We start from the raw sequence: 17,707 nt of genomic DNA, 5'->3' as shown, positions 1-17,707 counted from the left end.
CATGAGCTCTGCCAGCCCGCGCCCCCTCAAGCGCCGCAGCGTCATCGCGGCCGCGGCCGCCCTGCCCGCCGTCACAGCGCTCGCGGCCTGCGGCGACGACGACGACTCCTCGGAGGCCGCGGCCGACGCCGACGCCTCCACCGCCTCGGGCACGATCCGCCTGGGCTACTTCGGGAACGTCACCCACGCCCCCGCCCTCGTCGGCCTCGAAGCCGGCGTCTTCGCCGACACCCTCCCCGAGGCCGTCACCATCGAGGAGACCGTCTTCAACGCCGGGCCCTCCGCGATCGAGGCCCTCTTCGCCGACGCCATCGACATCTCCTACATCGGCCCGAACCCCGCCATCAACGGCTGGGCCCAGTCCTCGGGCCAGGCCCTCCACATCATCGCCGGGTCCACCTCCGGCGGCGCCGGACTCGTCGTCAAGCCCGAGATCACCACCGTCGAGGACCTGCGCGGCAAGGCCCTCGCCACCCCGCAGCTGGGCAACACCCAGGACGTGGCGGCCCGCTACTGGCTCAAGGAGCAGGGCTTCGCCACCGACGAGAACGGCGGCGGCGACGTCTCCGTCACCCCCATCGACAACGCCGAGGTCGCCGCCGCGTTCGACGACGGCACCGTCCAGGCCGCCTGGGCCGTCGAACCGCGCTACTCCGACCTGCTGCTCAAGCACGGCGCGGTCGAGTTCCTCAACGAGCGCGAGCTGTGGGACGGCGGCGAGTTCGTCACCACCCACATCATCGTCTCCAAGAAGTTCCTCGACGCCCAGCCCGCCCTGGTCAAGGCGTTCCTCGAAGGCCACCTCGCCGCCCTCGACTACATCGCCGACAACCCCGACGACGCCCAGGTCAAGTCCAACGACCGCATCGAGGCCCTCACCGACAAGCGCCTCGACGACGCCGTCATCGCCGCCGCCTTCGAGAACCTCTCCTTCACCGCCGACCCGATCGCGGACTCCCTCCAGGGCAGCAAGGACCACGCCGTGGAGATCGGCCTCCTCGAAGAGGTCGACCTCACCGGCATCTACGCCCTCGACGCCCTCAACCAGGTCCTCGCCGACCGCGGCGACGCCGAAGTCTCGGCCGGTGACCTGGCATGACCCAGACCCGCATCCAGACGCGGGCCGATGACGACACCGCCCGGGCCGCAGGCGCCGTGGTGCTGACCGACGTGGTCAAGCGCTACGGCCGCGGCCCGGGCGCCGTCACCGCCCTCGACGGCGTCTCCCTCACCGTCGCGCCCGGCAGCTTCACCTGCCTGCTCGGCGCCTCCGGCTGCGGCAAGAGCACCCTGCTCTCGCTCGTCGCCGGACTCGACGACGTCTCCGGCGGCGCCATCGAACACGTCGACCAGCCGGTCGCCATGATGTTCCAGGAATCGGCGCTGTTCCCGTGGCTGACGGTCCTGGGCAACGTCGAGATCGCGCTCCGGGTGCGCGGCGTCGGTCGGGCTGAACGACGCAACCGCGCCCTCGAACTCCTGGAGACCGTCCGCCTCACCGGGTTCGCCCACAAGCGGCCCCACGAGCTGTCCGGCGGCATGCGCCAAAGGGTCGCGCTCGCGCGGGCCCTCGCGCAGGACGCCTCGGTCCTGCTCATGGACGAGCCGTTCGGCGCGCTCGACGCCATGACCCGCGACATTCTCCACGACGAGCTGGAGCGGATCTGGCGCGAGCAGCACCTCACCGTCCTGTTCGTCACCCACAACGTCCGCGAGGCGGTGCGCCTGGGCGACCAGGTCGTGCTCCTCAGCTCCCGGCCCGGCCGCGTCCTCAACGTGTACGACGTGGCCATGGACCGGCCCCGCCGCATCGACTCCGCGCCGGTCGCGGCGCTGGCCGCCGAGATCACCGACGCGCTCCGCGAGGAGGTGGGCCGCCATGCCAACTGAGACCGTGAAGTCCAAGGTGGAGGACACCTCCCGCGACTGGGTGTCGGGCCTGGACGAGCTGGAGAAGACCCCGATCACCGAGACCCGCTGGGGCCGGTTCGCCTCGCGCCTGTGGGCCGGGACGTGGCCGAAGGCGCTCGCGCTGGTCATCGTCATCGGGCTGTGGCAGATCCTGTTCCTGTCGGGGTGGAAGGACCCGTGGGCGCTCCCCTCGCCGCTGATGGTGTGGGAGGAGCTGGCGGCGTACGTGCCGACCCCGGACTACTGGACGGCCATCGGCATCACCATGCAGCGGGCCCTGACCGGGTTCGCGCTGTCGGTGCTGGTCGGGTCGCTCCTGGGGATCGCGGTGGCGCGGTTCAAGCCGCTGCGCGCGGCGATCGGGTCGGCGATCACCGGGCTCCAGACGATGCCCTCGATCATCTGGTTCCCCCTGGCGATCCTGCTGTTCCAGATCTCGGAGTCCACGATCATGTTCGTGGTGCTCCTGGGCGCGGTCCCGTCGATCGCCAACGGCATCATCTCCGGCATCGACTACGTGCCGCCCGCCTGGAAGCGGGTCGGGGCGGTCCTGGGCATGAAGGGCTTCCAGCTGTACCGGCACGTCATCATGCCCGCGACGCTCCCCTCGTTCGTGTCGGGCCTGAAGCAGGGCTGGGCGTTCGCGTGGCGCTCCCTCATGGCCGGCGAGCTCCTCGTCATCGTGGCCGGGCAGGGCTCCATCGGCGCCCTCATGCAGGGCGCGCGCGAGTTCAACGACGCCCCCCGCGTCCTCACCTGGATCATCACCGTCCTGGTCATCGGCATCATCGTCGACACCCTCTTCAAAGCCGCCGACAACCGCATCCGCAAGTCCTGGGGCCTCGACCAGGAGTAACCCCACCCCAGCCTCCCCCGCACCGGCGCCCGCACCTGCTTCCGATGCGGGGGAACCCTTTTCCCCCAGACTCCGGTCCCGGGTCCCCGATCAGCTCGCGGGAACCCGGGACCGGCCCGCGAGGTGAACGGGGGTCGAAGACGCCGGGACGGTTGTGTGAGGTGGGGCCTCGGGGGTGGGTTCGGGGGGTTGGGGGCGGTTACGGTTGCGGCGATGTCCGTGTGCAGGGAAGGGCCGCCCGTGATCTACAACCTCTTCGACTCCGCCGCCGCCTACCGGCCGACCGAGGCCGAGCAGGCCGGGGCGGTGCCGCCGATCGAGGCGGTGCTGTTCGACTTCAGCAACACGATCTTCAAGCTCATCGACATCCCGACGTGGCTGCGCAGGACCGCCGAGGCGGCCGGGAGGCCCATCGACGGCGCGGGGATCGAGAAGACCGCCGGGCAGCTGTACGAGACGTACCGGATACCCGAGGTCGCCACCGCGCAGGTCGGGCGGGACGAGTCGGCCGCGCAGCACCGGGCGGCGCTGTTCGCGTGGTTCGAGCGCGTGGACTACCTCCAGGGGATCGAGGCGACGGCGTACGAGCTCATCGCCGCCCCCGACGCGTGGGTGCCCTACCCCGACACCGAGCCGCTGCTGCGGGAGCTGCGCCGCCGCGGGATCAAGACCGGGATCGTGTCGGACTTCCCGTGGGACGTGGGCGTCCACATGGAGCACTTCGGGCTCGAAGACCTCGTCGACGTGCGGGTCGTATCGTACCAGTTCGGGACCGAGAAGCCCGACCCGGTGCTGTTCCGGGCCGCGTGCGAGCGGCTCGGAGTGGACCCGCGGGCGGCGCTCATGGTCGGCGACAACCCGGCGAAGGACGGCGGGGCCGCCGCGTCCGGGCTGCGGGCGTACATCCTGCCGGGCGAGGCCCGCACCGGCGAGCGGGGCCTGGCGCACGTCCTCGGCTTCCTGGACTAGACGCCCGGTTCAGTTCCGGCCCTTGGGCTTGGCCCGCAGGTGCGCGCGCTCGCCCTGGGACCCGAACAGGCTCAGGAACTCCACCGACTCCTCCCCCGCCCGCCCGAACCAGTGCGGCGTCCGCGTGTCGAACTCCGCGGCCTCGCCGGGCTTCATCACGAAGTCGTGCTCCCCGAGCACCACCCGCAGCCGCCCGTTGAGGACGTACATCCACTCATACCCCTCGTGGACCTGCGGGTCCGGCTCGGTCTGCGTCCCGGCCGGGATGATGAGCTTGTACGCCTGGATGCCGCCGGGCCGCCGCGTCAGCGGCAGGTGGACCATGCCGTGGCGCACGACCGGGCGCAGGTGGATGCGCGGGTCGCCCGTCGGCGGGGCGTCCACCAGCTCGTCGAGCGTCACCCCGTGCGCTTTCGCCAAGGGCAGCAGCAGCTCCAGGGTCGGGCGCCGCGCCCCCGATTCCAGGCGCGAGAGGGTGCTCACCGAGATGCCCGTCTGCGCCGCGAGGTCGGCGAGCGTCGCCTCCCGCTGCTTGCGGAGGGCCCGCAGGCGCGGGCCGACCGCGTCGAGGGCCTTGTCGAGGGAGTCGTTCGCATCCATGCCTCCGAGTTTGCCATAACGGCAAGAATGTTTGCCGGTTTCGCGAAGGCCGTTCTACCGTTCTCGCAGGAGGTGGTCGAGATGACCGATGAACTGAGGGACCGGTACGACGTCGTGGTGATCGGCGGCGGCGCCGCCGGGCTGAACGGGGCGCTCGTCCTCGCGCGCGCCCGCCGCACCGTGGCCGTGATCGACGCCGGCGAACCCCGCAACGCCCCCGCCGACGGCGTCCACGGCCTGCTCGGCCGCGAGGGCACGCCCCCGCGCGAACTGCTCGCCAAGGGACGCGAGGAGGTCCGCGGCTACGGCGGCCACGTCGTGGACGGCCGCGTCGCCAAGGCCCGCAAGCACAACGACGGGTTCACCGTCGCCCTCGAAGACGGCCGCGAGGTCGCCGCCCGGCGCGTCCTCGTCACCACCGGCCTCACCGACCGCCTGCCCGACCTTCCTGGCCTGGCCGAACGCTGGGGCACCACCGTCATGCACTGCCCCTACTGCCACGGCTGGGAGCACCGCAACCAGGCCATCGGCGTCATCGCCACCGGACCGAACGCCGTCCACCAGGCGACCCTGTTCCGCCAGTGGACCGACGACCTCGTGTTCTTCGCCCACACCGCGCCCGAACTCACCGCCGACGAACGCGAGCGCTTCGCCGCCCGCGGCGTGCGCGTCGTCGAAGGCGAGATCGCCGCGATCGAACCCGACGGCGCCCGCATGAAAGACGGCAGGCTCATCGAACGCGAGGCGTACGCAATCGCGACCCGCATGGAGGCCCGCGCCGGATTCCTCGCCGGACTCGGCCTCGAACCCGCCGAGCACCCCTCCGGCGCCGGACAGCACGTCCCCGCCGACCCCATGGGCCGCACGAGCATCGACGGCGTATGGGCCGCCGGAAACGTCACCGACCTCATGGCCCAGGTCGGCCCCGCCGCCGCCGCGGGCGCCCAGGCCGGGGCCCTCATCAACTACGACCTCATCGAAGAGGAGACCGCCGAAGCCCTCGCACTCCACCGCCTCGGCGCCTGACACCGCCGGCGCGGCGGCCCGACCGGGCCGCCGCGCGGCCCATCGCTCGGGAAGGTCAGGCAGGTCAGTCGGGCAGGACCAAAAAGTCCGTCACGAACCGCGTCACGCCCCCGTCCGCATCGCGGCCGATGAACGTCGGATACGCCCCGTCGCCGAAACCCGAACCCACCAGGACCACGTTCGCACCCGTCGCCGGATCGGTCACCGCCGACGCCAGGCCCGTCACCGGGCCCTCCCAGTCCATCTCGCCGATGAACACGTCCTCGGTCCGCTCGTAGTCCCAGCCCTTCAGCACCCGCACCGCCGCCTCGTCCGCGAGCGTCCCGCAGCCGGCGTCCACGCCGTACCCGAAGAACCCGTCCTCGCTCAGGCCCGCCACGTCCGCATCGGCCGACGTCAGCGCCATCTCCCAAGCGACCGTGGGCGCCTCGCTCACCCGCAGCTCCAACGCCGCATTGCGGCGGTCGGTCTCCTTGCCCTCGCGCGAGAACACCGCGACCCACGCCACGAGCGGATACGAACCCGGCTCCACCGCGACCAGATACGGCGCGTTCTCGGGGAACACCAGCGGATCGCACCCCACGACCCGGCCCGTCGGCAGCACCGCCGCACCGAGGTCCAGCGGGCCGATCCGGCCCGTGGTGCCGTCGTTCCAGCCCGCGTCGAACACCGCGCCGGGAGCCAGCAGGACCGCGAAGTCCGGGGAGTACGCCATCGCCCGATCGTAGCGGCAGGGCCCGGCGCCCCTACGCCCCTTCGGACTCCGGACCGTCCTCGCCCAGCGCGAACGACCCGCCCGTCGGGTCCTCCGCGACCACCTGCACGGTCTCGATGACCTCGACGTGCTCCTCGGGCGGGAAGATCGGGTAGTCGGGAGTGTTGAGGAGGTCTCGATCGCTCATGGCGGCGCCTTCCGGTAGCGGGGGTCCTCCTCCAATGTATCCGGAGCACGCGAGGGCCCCGGCGCTTCCGCACCGGGGCCCTCGCCAGTGTCTACTTCTGCCGCGGCGGCTTCGCCGCACCGCCCGTCGCCAGGCGCATCAGATCCGAACCCAGATCGATGTCCAGCTCCGTGCCGCCCGCCGAACCGAACTCGTGCTGGTACGACCGCCACGACTCCGACCGCACCTGCTCGGCGAACCCGGACTCCATGAGCAGCACCAGCTCGATCGCCGCCCGCCCGATCCGCTCCCCCAGCTCCGAGGAGTTCCAGTCCTCCGTCGCCGCGAACACCGACGTCGGCACCGTCATCGTCCGCAGGTACGCGAACAGCGACCGCATCTGCTCGTCCACGACCAGCGCGTGCCGCGCCGTCCCCGCCGTCGCCGCCAGCACCACCGGCTTCGCGATGAGCAGGTCGTTGTCGAGGACGTGGAAGAACGACGAGAACAGGCCGCTGGGCGCGGCCTTGTACACCGGCGCGCTGGCGACGATCCCGTCCGCGCGGCCGAGGACCTCGATCGCACGGGTCATCTTGGGGCCCATGAGCTGCGAGACGATCGCGGTGGTGATCTCGCTGGCGAGCTCGCGCAGGTCGATCACGTCCGCGGTCACCGACGCGCCGCGCTCGGACGCGAGCGCGCCCACGCGGGACGCGATCCGGTCGGCGAGCATCCGCGTCGAGGACGGGTCGCTGGTGCCGGCGCTGACGACGGCGAGCCGGTAGGGCTCCTTCGGCGTGCTCACAGCACTGCCTCCTCACTGGTAGAGACGGTCTTCTGGGCCGGGGCCCGCGCCCCGGCGAGTTTGCGGCCGATCGATTCGAGCTGGCGCATCTCCTCATCGGTGAGGACCGCGGCGACGGCGCGCGCGACGTCCACGGCGTGGCGCCCGCCGACGAGCCGCTGGGCCTCGCGCCCGGCGGGCGTCAGCCCCAGGCGCAGGCCGCGCCCGTCCTCGGGGTCGGGCGTCCGCTCGACCAGGCCGCGCTCGGCGAGCCGCTCGACCAGCCGCGACAGCGCGGGCTGGCTGAGTAGGACGCCGCGGCCCAGCTCGTACAGGCGGATCGGCCCCTCGTGCTTGGACAGGGTGTAGAGCACGTCGTACTCGCGCATCGACACCTCGTCCCAGATCGGCTCGGCCGCGAACCGCTTCATCAGCGCCGCGTGGGCGGTCAGCAGCGACTCCCACGACTCGTTCGCGAGCCTGCTGCGTGAGCGGGTCATCGGTGCGCTCCTTACGCTTCCGTGTCCTGGTCGGCGCTGTCCTGGTAGGGCGAGTCGCCGGTGACGTTGTCGCCGCGGTTGGCGTTCGGGCGCGGCTGGCGGACCGGGCCGTCGCCGTACTTGGCCGCGACGCGCGAGGCGTGGGTCGGCGCCTCGGCGGACTCGGGGTCCTTGCGGGACGCGAGCTCCTTGCGCAGCACCGGGACGACCTCGCCGCCGAGCAGCTCCAGCTGGTCGAGGACCATGCCCAGCGGCATGCCGGCGTGGTCGATGAGGAACATCTGGCGCTGGTAGTCGCCGAAGGCGTCGTGGAAGGTCAGGGTCTTGTCGATGACCTCCTGCGGGCTGCCGACGGTGAGCGGCGTGCCCTGGGTGAACTCCTCCAGGGTCGGGCCGTGGCCGTAGACGGGGGCCTCGTCGAAGTAGGGCCGGAACTCCTTGACGGCGTCCTGGCTCTTCTTCGCGATGTAGGCCTGGCCGCCGACGCCGACGATGGCCTGCTTGCGCGTGCCGTGCCCGTAGTGCTCGAAGCGCTGCCGGTAGAAGTCGATGAGGCGCTTGGAGTGCGAGGTGGGCCAGAAGATGTGGTTCGCGAAGTAGCCGTTGCCGTAGAACGCGGCCTGCTCGGCGATCTCGGGCGTGCGGATCGAGCCGTGCCACACGAACGGCGGGACGTCGTCGAGCGGGCGCGGCGTCGAGGTGAAGCCCTGGAGCGGCGTGCGGAACTGGCCCTCCCAGTCCACGACGTCCTCGCGCCACAGCTTGTGCAGGAGGTTGTAGTTCTCCAGCGCGAGCGGCAGGCCCTGGCGGATGTCCTGCCCGAACCAGGGGTAGACGGGCGCGGTGTTGCCGCGGCCGAGCATGAGGTCCATGCGGCCCTTGGACAGGTGCTGGAGCATCGCGTACTCCTCGGCGATGCGCACCGGGTCGTTCGTGGTGATGAGGGTGGTCGCGGTCGTGAGGACGAGCCGCTCGGTGAGCGCGGCGATGTGCGCGAGCAGCGTCGTCGGCGAGGAGGAGAAGAACGGCGGGTTGTGGTGCTCGCCGATCGCGAAGGCGTCGAGGCCGACCTCTTCGGCCTTGACCGCGATCTTCACGATCGCCTCGATCCGCTCGGCCTCGCTCGGGGTCTCGCCCGAGACGGGGTCGCGCGTGATGTCACTGACTGAGAAGATCCCGAACTGCATCGGACTGCCTGCTCTCCCCGCCTCCGCGGGATCGAAGTTCATGCGTTTGCATCTACCTTAACCGCACTGGGGCCCGGGGTATTCCGGTGAGGCGAGGGAGGCTCTCGTCACAGGGCCAGCGGGCGGCGCATGCACACGCGGGGCCAGCGGTCGATGCCGTGGGCCGACTCGCGGTCGCGGATCGCGCGCAGGCCCGGGGTGAGGGCGTCGTCGGCGAGCGGCGTGAAGCCGAGGCGGGCGTAGTAGGGGGCGTTCCAGGGGACGTCGGCGAAGGTGGTGAGCGTGAGCGCGTCGAGGCCGTCGGCGGCGGCGCGGGCCGCCGCGTGGTCGATGAGGTCGCGGCCGATGCGGCGGCGGGCCCAGTCGGGGTGGACCGAGACCTGCTCGATGTGCAGCGCGCCGTCGACGGGCTCGGCGATGAGGTACGCGACGGGCGCGCCGTGCTCGGCGGCGGCCCAGGCGAGGCCGGTGCGGCGGTAGTCGTCGAGCTCTTTGAGGGTGAGGGGCTCGTCGTCGGCGACGGCGGCCATGCCGACGGTGCGGAAGCACTCGCCCGCGGCGCGCTCGATGTCCTGGAGGAGGGGCAGGTCGGCGGCGGTCACGGCCCGGATGCGCATGAGGCCAGTGTGCGCCCGCGCGGCCCCGCAGGCAAGCGGGATCGCCGCAAGCCCGCGCCGCGTCGGGTTCGGGCCCGTCAGGGGCGCGTCACCGGTACTCCGGGAGCGGGTCGGCGATCCCCCAGCCTTCGGCGACGAGCGCGTCCACCTCGCGCACGGCCTGGGCGAGGCGGTCCTCGCGGGAGCCGCGGAGCCGCACGTGGCGGCGGCCGGTGCGCTCCAGCTCGGCCCGGAAGCGCCCGGTCATCCAGGGCCGCAGGTGCTCGCCGTCGCGCAGGCCGTCGTCCTCGAAGGGGACGCCCTCGTGGTCGGTGAGGAGGTACAGGTGGTGGCGCAGGGCGTCGGCGTGCGGGTCGACGGCGGGGTTGCGGCCGCCGATGTAGCGCTCGTGCCAGACCGCGGTCGCGAACGCGTCGGTGTCGCAGAACAGGACCGGGCCGCCCAGGCGCGCGGCGGCCTCTTCGAGCTCGTTCTGGCGGGCGGCGATGCGCGGGAAGTCCGCGGTGTCGAACCTGACGTCGGCCCAGGTCGCACCGGGCCGCACTGCCCGCAGCGCGGCGAGCTTCTCCTCGCTGAAGACCCGCCCGTACTCGGGCACGCACCGGGTCGCGGCCCAGACCCCGCCGCGGGCCGCGTAGGCGGCGGCGAGGTCCTCGGCGATCGTGGTCGTCCCGGTGGACTCGGCCCCGACGGCGACCACGCGCAGGGCGAGCCCGGCGCGGACGGGCCCTTCGAGGTAGTCCCAGTTCCCGGCGGGGTCGGCGCGGATCTTCGTGCCGGACACCGGGAATGCGCTGCGGTCGAGGTCGACCAGGACGTGCGCGGCGCCGAGGCGCCGGGCCAGTTCAGGGCCGTAGGGCTCGGAGGTGAAGAGCGCGTCGATCCGCTCGGGGACGGCGGCCTTGAAGATGTCGACGTGGGCCTGCCAGACCGCCTCGTCGTTGAGGTCCATGTGGACGTTGTCGACGGTCCCGACGACGCGGGCCGCGGGGAACGCCTCCTGTATCCAGGCGACGCGGTCGGCGAGCGGGATCGACTCGACGTCGGCGTGGCTGACCAGCACGGTCAGACGCTCGCACCCGGCGAGGGCCCGGCGGACGAGGTGGAAGTGTCCCGAGTGCGGCGGGTAGAACTTGCCGAGGACCAGGCCGTGCTCGGGGAGGCTCATGCGGTCGCCGCCGCGGGCTCGGAGGCGCGGAGGTCCTTCTGCCAGCTGCGCAGGCCGAGGACGCACAGGGCGAGGAACCCGACGTAGAGCAGGGACGTCAGGTACAGGCCCTTGTAGGCGTACAGCGGGATGTAGACGAGGTCGGCGGCGATCCACAGCCACCACGATTCGAGGCGCTTGCGGGTCTGGCCGTAGGTGGCCATGAGCGACAGGACCGTGGTGAGGGCGTCCCACAGCGCGACCGTCGAGTCGGTGGCGAGGTGGAGCAGGAGGGTGACGGCGCAGAAGGCGGCGAACCCGGCGTTGACGAGGAGGGCCCACTCCCGGCGGCCGGTGCGGCTGACGGGGAGCCGGTCTTCGGCGGGGCCGCCGCCGCGGACCCAGTTCCACCAGCCGTACGCGCCGAGGGCGATGAAGACGAGCTGGAGGCCCGCGTCGGCGTACAGGCCCCACTGCGTGAACAGCACGATGAACATGAGGCAGTTGAAGATCCCGATGCCCCAGTTCGCGATGTGCTGGCGGGCGACCAGCCACACGCACAGGGCGCCGGAGACGAACCCGAGCACCTCGATGAGGGTGGTCGGGACGCCGAACGCGTCGAACAGGACGGGGTTGGGCACGGCATCGAACACGAGAGGTCCTCTCAGGGGCGCTTCGGGTCACGACTCTACGTCGGCGCCAGTGCGGGCCGGGAGCGTCCCGGCCCGCCACGAGAGGCCCTCAGCCTCGGTGGCGATATATCTTCTTTATGACGGTTTGCGCTCGCCCGCAGTGACGGCCGCAGTCAGCCGGTTCGGGCCCGGAGGGAGCGGACAGGTGCCGTAGTCGGTGAACGCGCACGGCATGTTGAGCGAGCGGTTGAAATCGAGTTCCACGCGGCCGTCCGGGCCGGGCGCGGGGGCCGTGAGCTGGCGGAACGAGGCCGTGGTGTCGCCGTTGGTGGGGTCGCGGAACAGCAGCCACAGGCGGCCCTCCCCCGCGTCGGTGGCGACGAGCTCCTGGGCCGCGCCGTCGAGGTCGAAGCGGACGGTGCCGACGGCGTGGAGCGACTGGTCGACGCCTTCGCGGACCGAGCCGACGTCCACGAGTTCGGGCGCGGGCGTGAAGGACGCGGACACGACCCACGCGGGGTCGGGAGCGAAGGCGGGGACGCCGGTGAAGCCGGTGCGGGTCGGGGCGAGGGGGTCGCGCACGCGCACGGCGTGGCGGCCGCCGCGCGGGGCGATTTCGAGGCGCTTGTCGCCGTAGTCGACCCAGGCCGGACCGGCGCCCTCGGGGACCTTGAACTCGGCGGTGCCGTCCACGGCGCGGCCGGATGAGCTGAGGCCGTCCTTCGCGGCGGCGGTGACGGTGACCGTGGCGCCGTCGGAGGACCACAGGCCGGGCAGGCCGTCGAGGGGCGCGGGCTCCTCGTCGAGCCAGTGGAACGCGGTCAGGCTGAGCCAGCCGTGGGGCTCGGCCAGCGCGGCCTCGCGGCGCTCGTGCCAGGCGTTCCAGGCGCGGGTGAAGTCGTCAGTCACGTGGTGCTCCTCGGGTCGGTCCTGCCGGGTTCAAGGGCGCGCGGGCCCCGGAAATTCCCTTTCGGGGAAGTCTTGACAAGCGGGCCGAGAGACCCGGTAGAGTGGGGTCGCTTTACCGATAAATCATCCCGTCCGCAGCGCGTTCCCCAGGGAGGCGCGCCTCTCTGGAAGGCACCGATGAGCAGCACCGTCAACGCCGTCGTCAACCTCGACCTCGAAGGCCCCGTCATCAATCGCCACGTGTACGGCCACTTCGCCGAGCACCTGGGCCGGTGCATCTACGGCGGGTTCTACGTGGGCGAGGACTCCGACATCCCCAACGAGGGCGGCATCCGCCTCGACGTCGTGGAGGCCCTGCGGGCCCTCGACATCCCGAACCTGCGCTGGCCCGGCGGCTGCTTCGCCGACGAGTACCACTGGCGGGACGGCATCGGCCCCAAGGCCGACCGCCCGGCCATGGTGAACACCCACTGGGGCGGGGTCGAGGAGAACAACCACTTCGGCACCCACGAGTTCATGGCGCTGTGCGAGCTGCTCGGGACCGAGCCGTACATCTCCGGGAACGTCGGCTCCGGCACCGTCCAGGAGATGAGCGAGTGGGTCGAGTACCTCACCCGCGACGGCGACTCCCCCGCGGTGCGCGAGCGCAAGGCCAACGGCCGCGAGGAGCCCTGGAAGGTCAAGTACTGGGGCCTGGGCAACGAGACCTGGGGCTGCGGCGGCAACATGAGCGCCGAGCAGTACGCGCTCGAAGCGCGCCGCTACGCGACCTACTGCCGCGACTACGGCGACAACAAGCTGTACCGCATCGCCGCGGGCGCCTCGGACTTCTCGTACGGGTGGACCGAGACGCTCATGAAGCAGCTCTCCCACCTGGGCTGCCAGCGCGTGGAGCGCCCGCTGTACCAGGCGGTCTCGGTGCACTACTACACGATCGCGGGCACCTGGGACCACAAGGGGTCGGCGACGGACTTCACGCCCGAGGAGTACTACACGACGCTGTACAAGGCGGCGCGGACCGACGAGCTGCTCACCGGTCACGCGAACGTGATGGACCTGTACGACCCGAAGAAGGAGATCGGGATCGTGCTCGACGAGTGGGGCACGTGGTGGGACGTGGAGCCGGGCACGAACCCCGGGTTCCTGTACCAGCAGAACACGATGCGGGACGCGCTCGTGGCGAGCGTCAGCTTCGACGTCTTCCACAAGCACGCCGACCGCCTCGTCATGGCGAACATCGCGCAGACGGTGAACGTGCTCCAGGCGATGATCCTCACCGACCCCGACTCGGGCGCTCTGGTGCTCACGCCGACGTACCACGTGTTCCGCATGAACAAGGGGCACCAGGACGCCGCGAGCCTCCAGGTGCACGTCGTCGGGGACCGGCCGGTGAAGGACGTGGACGGCGCGGAGCTGTCGACCGTGTCGGTCTCGGCCTCCCGCAAGGACGGCCGCCTGCTCATCTCGCTGTCCAACCTGGACGCTGACGAGGCCGTTGACGTGGCGGTGGACCTGCGCGGCGGCTCGGTCGCGGGCCTCGCGTCGGAGATCCTCACGGCCGCTGCGGCCAACGCGCACAACAGCCCCGAGGCTCCCGAGGCCGTCGCGCCGCGCGCGCACGACGGGGTGCGGATCGAGGGCGGGAAGCTCCTGGTGCACCTTCCGGCGCACTCGTTCGTGACCGTCGCGGGCGACGTCGCGTAGGCGCGGACACGGCGTAGTCGAGCCCTCCCATTAGGGTGAGAACATAGGAGGGTCGTCGAGCCTGGAAGGCGGTACCCGAGATGGTGACGATGAGCGACGTGGCGCGCCTGGCGGGCGTGTCCAAGATGACCGTGTCCAACGTGGTCAACAACCGGGCCGGGGTCTCCGAGACAGTCCGGCTGCGCGTCCTCGATGCGATCCAGCAGTCCGGGTACCGCCTGAACGTCAACGCGCGCACGCTGAAGGCGGGGCGCACGGGGGTGATCGGCCTCGCGGTGCCGGGGGTCGACCAGTCGTATTTCGGGATGCTCGGGGCGCTGGTGATCGAGGCGGCGCGCTCGCGCGGCTTCCACGTGGCGATCGAGCAGACCGGCGGCAGCGACTCGGGCGAGGCCGAGGCCGTCGTCCAGTCGCACAAGCTCCAGTTCGACGGCCTGATCCTCAGCGCGGTGGTGCTCGATCCGCGCGAGCAGGCGCACCCGTGGGGGGACTTCCCGATCGTCATGCTCGGCGAGCGGGACTTCGGCGCGAGCATCGACCACGTGGGCATGGCGAACGAGGCGGGCACGCGCGCGGCCACCGAGCACCTGATCGCGCAGGGCTGCAAGCGGATCGCGAACATCACGGGGTGGACGCTCGAAGGCGTCCACGTGGTCTCGCGCCGCTACCAGGGGTACCTCGACGGCCTTGCGGCGCACGGCATCGGCCTCGACACCTCTCTGGTCGCCCTCTCGGGCATGTCGATGGAGGACGGCCGCCGCGCCGTGCGCCGCCTCCACGACTCCGGGGTCCCCTTCGACGGGGTCGTCGCGGTCACCGACACCGTGGCGATGGGCGTCGTCCGCGGCCTCGCCGACGTGGGCCTGCGCGTCCCCGAGGACGTCCGCGTCATCGGCTTCGACGACATCCCCGAATCGGCCTACACCACCCCCACGCTCTCCTCGGTCGCCCCCGACCACCGCTGGATGGCCGAGAAGGCCGTGGACCTGATCGCCGCCCGCATGGAGGACCCGTCCCGCCCCCCCGAAGAGCACACGGCCCCCTTCGAGCTGAAGACCCGCGAGTCGACCCGCTGACGAGGCGGGACTGGCCCGGCGCGATTGCGCCGGGCCGGTCCCGTGTTTCGGAGGGTTAAGTCAGGGAGCCGGTGACGTTGCCGCCGGATTCGGTGACGTAGTAGGTGACGGTCTTGCCGCTCCAGAAGTGGAAGGTGAGGGTGACCTTCTGGTTGTCGTTGACTTCGGACCAGAAGGCGGTGGGGAGCGCGACGGTGCCCGCGGTGTAGTCGGGGCTGAAGGCGCGGGCGAATTCCTTGTAGGAGGTCCAGTTCTGGGGGCCGGCGGGGGTGCCGTCGGCGTACTTGGCCTCCATGGTGGCGAGCTGGTCGCCCTTGAACTGGGTGGGGATGGCGAAGGTCGCGGAGGCGCCGGTGGCGGCGGACATGGTGGGCTGGTCGTAGGAGATGACGCTGATGCGCCATGGCGCGCCCTGGGAGAACACGGCTTGGACCGAGCCTCTGACGCCGTAGGAGCGGTCGCCCAGGAGCGTGGTGAGGCGGCTGGCCTTGATGGTCAGGGTGGAGCCGGAGATCGTGTAGTCGGTGCCCTGGACGAGGTTGGTGGTGCCGACGCGCAGGCCCTGGAAGGTGGTGCCGTTGAGGTTGAGGGTGAGGGAGACGTCGGCGACGGTGGCGGTGCGGGCCACGTAGACCTGGTCGGAGGAGGCGGTGCCGGAGCGGGTGGTCCAGGCGGCCTTCATCATCGTGTAGAGCTCGGGGTCCTTCCACTGGAAGGCGGTGCGGTCGAAGTGCTGGCCGTTGTCCCAGAGCTGGAGGGTGATGTTCTTTTGGCGCGCGTAGTAGCCGGCGTACTCGAAGAACTTGAGCTTCTCGCCCTGCTCGACGGTGCCGGTGTGGGCGTCGAAGCCGAGGAGGCCGTACTCGCCGATGAGGACGGGGATGCCGTTGGCGACGAACTCGTTGTAGGCGCGGTCGAAGTAGCCTTCGAGGTCGGCCTTCACCTCGTCGTTGAACTTGGTGTACCCGGCGATGTTGACGCTGAAGGGCCAGAACCCGTAGTAGTGGATGGTCGCGGCGATGTTCGGGTCGTCGAGGGCGGCGATGGTGTCGCTGAGCGCGTCGAGGCGGCCCTGGTCGGCGTTGGTGTGGAGGGTCGGCAGGACCAGGACGCGGTCGGCGTTGCCGCCGCCGGAGGCGCGGACGATCTCGTGGAACGAGGTGTTCAGGTCGTCCAGGAGCGCGTAGGCGGTGGCGTCGTCCACGTTGTTGAACTGGGGCTCGTTGACGCTCTCGAACAGCAGCTCGGGCGGGGCGTCGCGGAAGCGGGCGGCCAGCGCGGTCCAGATGGACTCGTAGCGGGCCTCGACCACGGTGCGGTTGGTGTTCATGTCCGCCATCCAGATCCACGAGTCGTGGTGGATGTTGATGAGGACGTACAGGTCGGCGTCGAGTGCCCAGTCCACGACCTCTTCGACGCGGTCGAGGTAGGCGGTGTCCACGGTGTAGGGCGCGGACTTGGACTGGTGGTTGTCCCAGGTGACGGGGATGCGGATGCTGTTGTAGCCCTGGGCGGCGACGTTCTGGATGAGCGACTGGGTGATGCGGGGGTTGCCCCAGGCGGTCTCGTCGGCGCCGACGGCGTCGAGGGAGTTGCCGAGGTTCCAGCCCGGCTGCATGGCGGCGACGGTCTCCATGGCGCTGACGCCGCCGGTGGGCGGCGGGGTGGTGGTGGGGCCGTCGGTGGGCGAGGTGGTGGGGTTGGTCGGGACGCCGGTGCAGACGGCGCCGTTGAGGCTGAACGAGGCGGGGACGCCGTTGGCGCCGGACCAGGAGCCGTTGAAGCCGAAGGAGACCGAGCCGTTGGTGGGGATGGACCCGTTGTAGCTCATGTTCTTGGCGGTGACGGTGTCGCCGGAGTTGGTGGTGGTGGCGTTCCAGGCGTTGGTGACGCGCTGCCCGTTGGGGAAGGTCCACACCAGGCTCCACGAGCTGACCGCGGTGCCGAGGTTGGTGATCTTCACGTCGCCGGTGAAGCCGCCGCCCCACTGGGCGCTGACCTTGTAGTCGACCTTGCAGCCCTCGGCCGCGTAGGCGGCGGTGGGGGCGAGGATGCCCAGGCCCGCCGCGAAGACGGCGAGTGCGGCTACTGCCAGGGCCATCCATGTCCGGGTTCGTCGCTTCAAGCCTTGCATGGCGCTCCTTCTGTCCGCGTCGTGTGCCGGGGAGGACGCGCGGGGCCGCGGGAACCCATAGAGAGTCCTCGATGCAAGACTAAGTTGTGAGACTAAACTTTGTCAATCGCTCCCAAGCCTCACTTGAGGACGACGACGAACTCGTACGCGAGCCAGGCCGCGAAGACGAGCAGGATCGCGCCCGAGGCCCGGTCGAACCAGACGCGCCGCTCCTTGGTCATGAACCCCCGCAGGCCGGTCGCGGCCCCGGCCAGGAGCAGGAACCAGACCCAGGAGGCGGCCACGGCCCCGGTCGCGAAGACCGCGCGGGAGGCGGCGGCCTGCGCGGCGATGGCCGCGCCGAGGACGCCGACGGTGTCGAGGACGGCGTGCGGGTTGAGCAGCGACACCGCGGCCGTGCGGCGCAGCGTGCGGGCCGGGGACCACGACCCGGTCTCGTCGGCGATCTCGGCGGGCTTGGCGCGCAGGGACTTCACGCCGAGGTAGGTCAGGAACAGGGCCCCGGCCGCGAGCATCGCCGGGCGCAGGCCCGGGACGGAGTCCAGGAGCGCGGAGGCCCCGGTCGCGCCGAGGACGATGAGGAGCGTGTCGCACAGGCCCGCCCCGGCCACGGCCCACAGCGCCCGCGGCATCCCCAGGGACACGCCCTGGCCGAACACGAAGACGTTCTGGGCCCCGATCGGGACGATGAGCGCGAGGCCGAGGGCGAGCCCGGCGAGGAGCGCGGTCACGGGAGGAGGCGGGGGTCGGTGCGCATCACCGGATCGTAGTGGC

19 protein-coding genes are annotated in these 17,707 nt (G+C 71.4%); 7 read left to right on the top strand and 12 right to left on the bottom strand.

Annotated features, from left to right (window positions below):
* Position 1 precedes the first annotated feature (1 nt).
* From ACFFXY_RS23020 to ACFFXY_RS23005, 4 genes are all read left to right on the top strand, one after another.
* Positions 2-1,099 carry an ABC transporter substrate-binding protein gene (locus ACFFXY_RS23020; RefSeq protein WP_382356227.1) on the top strand — a complete coding sequence of 366 codons (1,098 nt, stop codon included), beginning with the start codon at positions 2-4 and terminating at the stop codon, positions 1,097-1,099.
* The gene (locus ACFFXY_RS23015) at positions 1,096-1,890 is read left to right on the top strand and encodes an ABC transporter ATP-binding protein (RefSeq protein ID WP_382356225.1); all 795 of its coding nucleotides are present in this window, start codon (positions 1,096-1,098) and stop codon (positions 1,888-1,890) included. The genes ACFFXY_RS23020 and ACFFXY_RS23015 overlap by 4 nt, the downstream gene beginning before the upstream one ends.
* Positions 1,880-2,767 carry an ABC transporter permease gene (locus tag ACFFXY_RS23010; RefSeq protein WP_382356223.1) on the top strand — a complete coding sequence of 296 codons (888 nt, stop codon included), beginning with the start codon at positions 1,880-1,882 and terminating at the stop codon, positions 2,765-2,767. The genes ACFFXY_RS23015 and ACFFXY_RS23010 overlap by 11 nt, the downstream gene beginning before the upstream one ends.
* A 213-nt stretch (positions 2,768-2,980) precedes the next feature.
* Positions 2,981-3,736: an HAD family hydrolase gene (locus ACFFXY_RS23005; protein WP_382356221.1), complete on the top strand. Its 756-nt coding sequence runs from the start codon at positions 2,981-2,983 to the stop codon at positions 3,734-3,736.
* A gap of 9 nt (positions 3,737-3,745) precedes the next feature.
* Here the strand turns inward: ACFFXY_RS23005 and ACFFXY_RS23000 are convergent, their stop codons facing one another.
* A complete protein-coding gene (locus tag ACFFXY_RS23000; RefSeq protein WP_382356219.1) occupies positions 3,746-4,336 on the bottom strand; it encodes a helix-turn-helix domain-containing protein in 591 nt (196 codons plus the stop codon).
* A gap of 81 nt (positions 4,337-4,417) precedes the next feature.
* Between ACFFXY_RS23000 and ACFFXY_RS22995 the strand changes: the two genes are divergently transcribed.
* A complete protein-coding gene (locus ACFFXY_RS22995; RefSeq protein WP_382356217.1) occupies positions 4,418-5,362 on the top strand; it encodes an NAD(P)/FAD-dependent oxidoreductase in 945 nt (314 codons plus the stop codon).
* 64 nt (positions 5,363-5,426) lie between these two features.
* Here the strand turns inward: ACFFXY_RS22995 and ACFFXY_RS22990 are convergent, their stop codons facing one another.
* From ACFFXY_RS22990 to ACFFXY_RS22950, 9 genes are all read right to left on the bottom strand, one after another.
* Positions 5,427-6,077 (bottom strand): DUF4241 domain-containing protein, encoded by a 651-nt coding sequence (locus ACFFXY_RS22990; protein ID WP_382356215.1) that lies wholly within the window; start codon positions 6,075-6,077, stop codon positions 5,427-5,429.
* A gap of 31 nt (positions 6,078-6,108) precedes the next feature.
* On the bottom strand, positions 6,109-6,264 hold the full coding sequence (locus ACFFXY_RS22985) for a hypothetical protein (protein WP_382356213.1): 156 nt from the start codon (positions 6,262-6,264) through the stop codon (positions 6,109-6,111).
* 91 nt (positions 6,265-6,355) lie between these two features.
* Positions 6,356-7,048, bottom strand: coding sequence for a CE1759 family FMN reductase (locus tag ACFFXY_RS22980; RefSeq protein ID WP_382356211.1), 693 nt, complete (start codon positions 7,046-7,048; stop codon positions 6,356-6,358).
* Positions 7,045-7,527: a MarR family winged helix-turn-helix transcriptional regulator gene (locus ACFFXY_RS22975; protein ID WP_382356209.1), complete on the bottom strand. Its 483-nt coding sequence runs from the start codon at positions 7,525-7,527 to the stop codon at positions 7,045-7,047. Before ACFFXY_RS22975 ends, ACFFXY_RS22980 begins: the two co-directional genes overlap by 4 nt.
* Positions 7,528-7,538: 11 nt before the next feature.
* Positions 7,539-8,714: an LLM class flavin-dependent oxidoreductase gene (locus ACFFXY_RS22970; protein ID WP_382356714.1), complete on the bottom strand. Its 1,176-nt coding sequence runs from the start codon at positions 8,712-8,714 to the stop codon at positions 7,539-7,541.
* A gap of 107 nt (positions 8,715-8,821) precedes the next feature.
* On the bottom strand, positions 8,822-9,331 hold the full coding sequence (locus ACFFXY_RS22965; RefSeq protein WP_382356207.1) for a GNAT family N-acetyltransferase: 510 nt from the start codon (positions 9,329-9,331) through the stop codon (positions 8,822-8,824).
* 88 nt (positions 9,332-9,419) lie between these two features.
* Positions 9,420-10,499, bottom strand: a complete 1,080-nt coding sequence (locus ACFFXY_RS22960) for an AAA family ATPase (protein ID WP_382356205.1) — start codon at positions 10,497-10,499, stop codon at positions 9,420-9,422.
* Positions 10,496-11,131: a nicotinamide riboside transporter PnuC gene (gene pnuC / locus ACFFXY_RS22955; protein ID WP_382356203.1), complete on the bottom strand. Its 636-nt coding sequence runs from the start codon at positions 11,129-11,131 to the stop codon at positions 10,496-10,498. The genes ACFFXY_RS22960 and pnuC overlap by 4 nt, the downstream gene beginning before the upstream one ends.
* A 114-nt stretch (positions 11,132-11,245) precedes the next feature.
* Positions 11,246-12,019: a DUF1684 domain-containing protein gene (locus ACFFXY_RS22950; RefSeq protein ID WP_382356201.1), complete on the bottom strand. Its 774-nt coding sequence runs from the start codon at positions 12,017-12,019 to the stop codon at positions 11,246-11,248.
* 177 nt (positions 12,020-12,196) lie between these two features.
* Between ACFFXY_RS22950 and ACFFXY_RS22945 the strand changes: the two genes are divergently transcribed.
* Positions 12,197-13,723: an alpha-N-arabinofuranosidase gene (locus tag ACFFXY_RS22945; RefSeq protein WP_382356199.1), complete on the top strand. Its 1,527-nt coding sequence runs from the start codon at positions 12,197-12,199 to the stop codon at positions 13,721-13,723.
* 80 nt (positions 13,724-13,803) lie between these two features.
* Positions 13,804-14,799, top strand: a complete 996-nt coding sequence (locus ACFFXY_RS22940) for a LacI family DNA-binding transcriptional regulator (RefSeq protein ID WP_382356197.1) — start codon at positions 13,804-13,806, stop codon at positions 14,797-14,799.
* A gap of 55 nt (positions 14,800-14,854) precedes the next feature.
* On the opposite strand, the gene ACFFXY_RS22935 is transcribed toward ACFFXY_RS22940, so the two are convergent.
* Together ACFFXY_RS22935 and ACFFXY_RS22930 are read right to left on the bottom strand one after the other, a co-directional pair.
* The gene (locus ACFFXY_RS22935; RefSeq protein ID WP_382356195.1) at positions 14,855-16,900 is read right to left on the bottom strand and encodes a cellulase family glycosylhydrolase; all 2,046 of its coding nucleotides are present in this window, start codon (positions 16,898-16,900) and stop codon (positions 14,855-14,857) included.
* 152 nt (positions 16,901-17,052) lie between these two features.
* Positions 17,053-17,664, bottom strand: coding sequence for a LysE/ArgO family amino acid transporter (locus tag ACFFXY_RS22930; protein WP_382356193.1), 612 nt, complete (start codon positions 17,662-17,664; stop codon positions 17,053-17,055).
* Positions 17,665-17,707 lie beyond the last annotated feature (43 nt).

Origin of the sequence: Glycomyces mayteni (assembly GCF_042428885.1) — a bacterium.
Lineage (GTDB): Bacteria > Actinomycetota > Actinomycetes > Mycobacteriales > Micromonosporaceae > Glycomyces > Glycomyces mayteni.
Note: the sequence above shows the minus strand (reverse complement) of the source record. Positions and strands in the feature narration are given on the sequence as shown.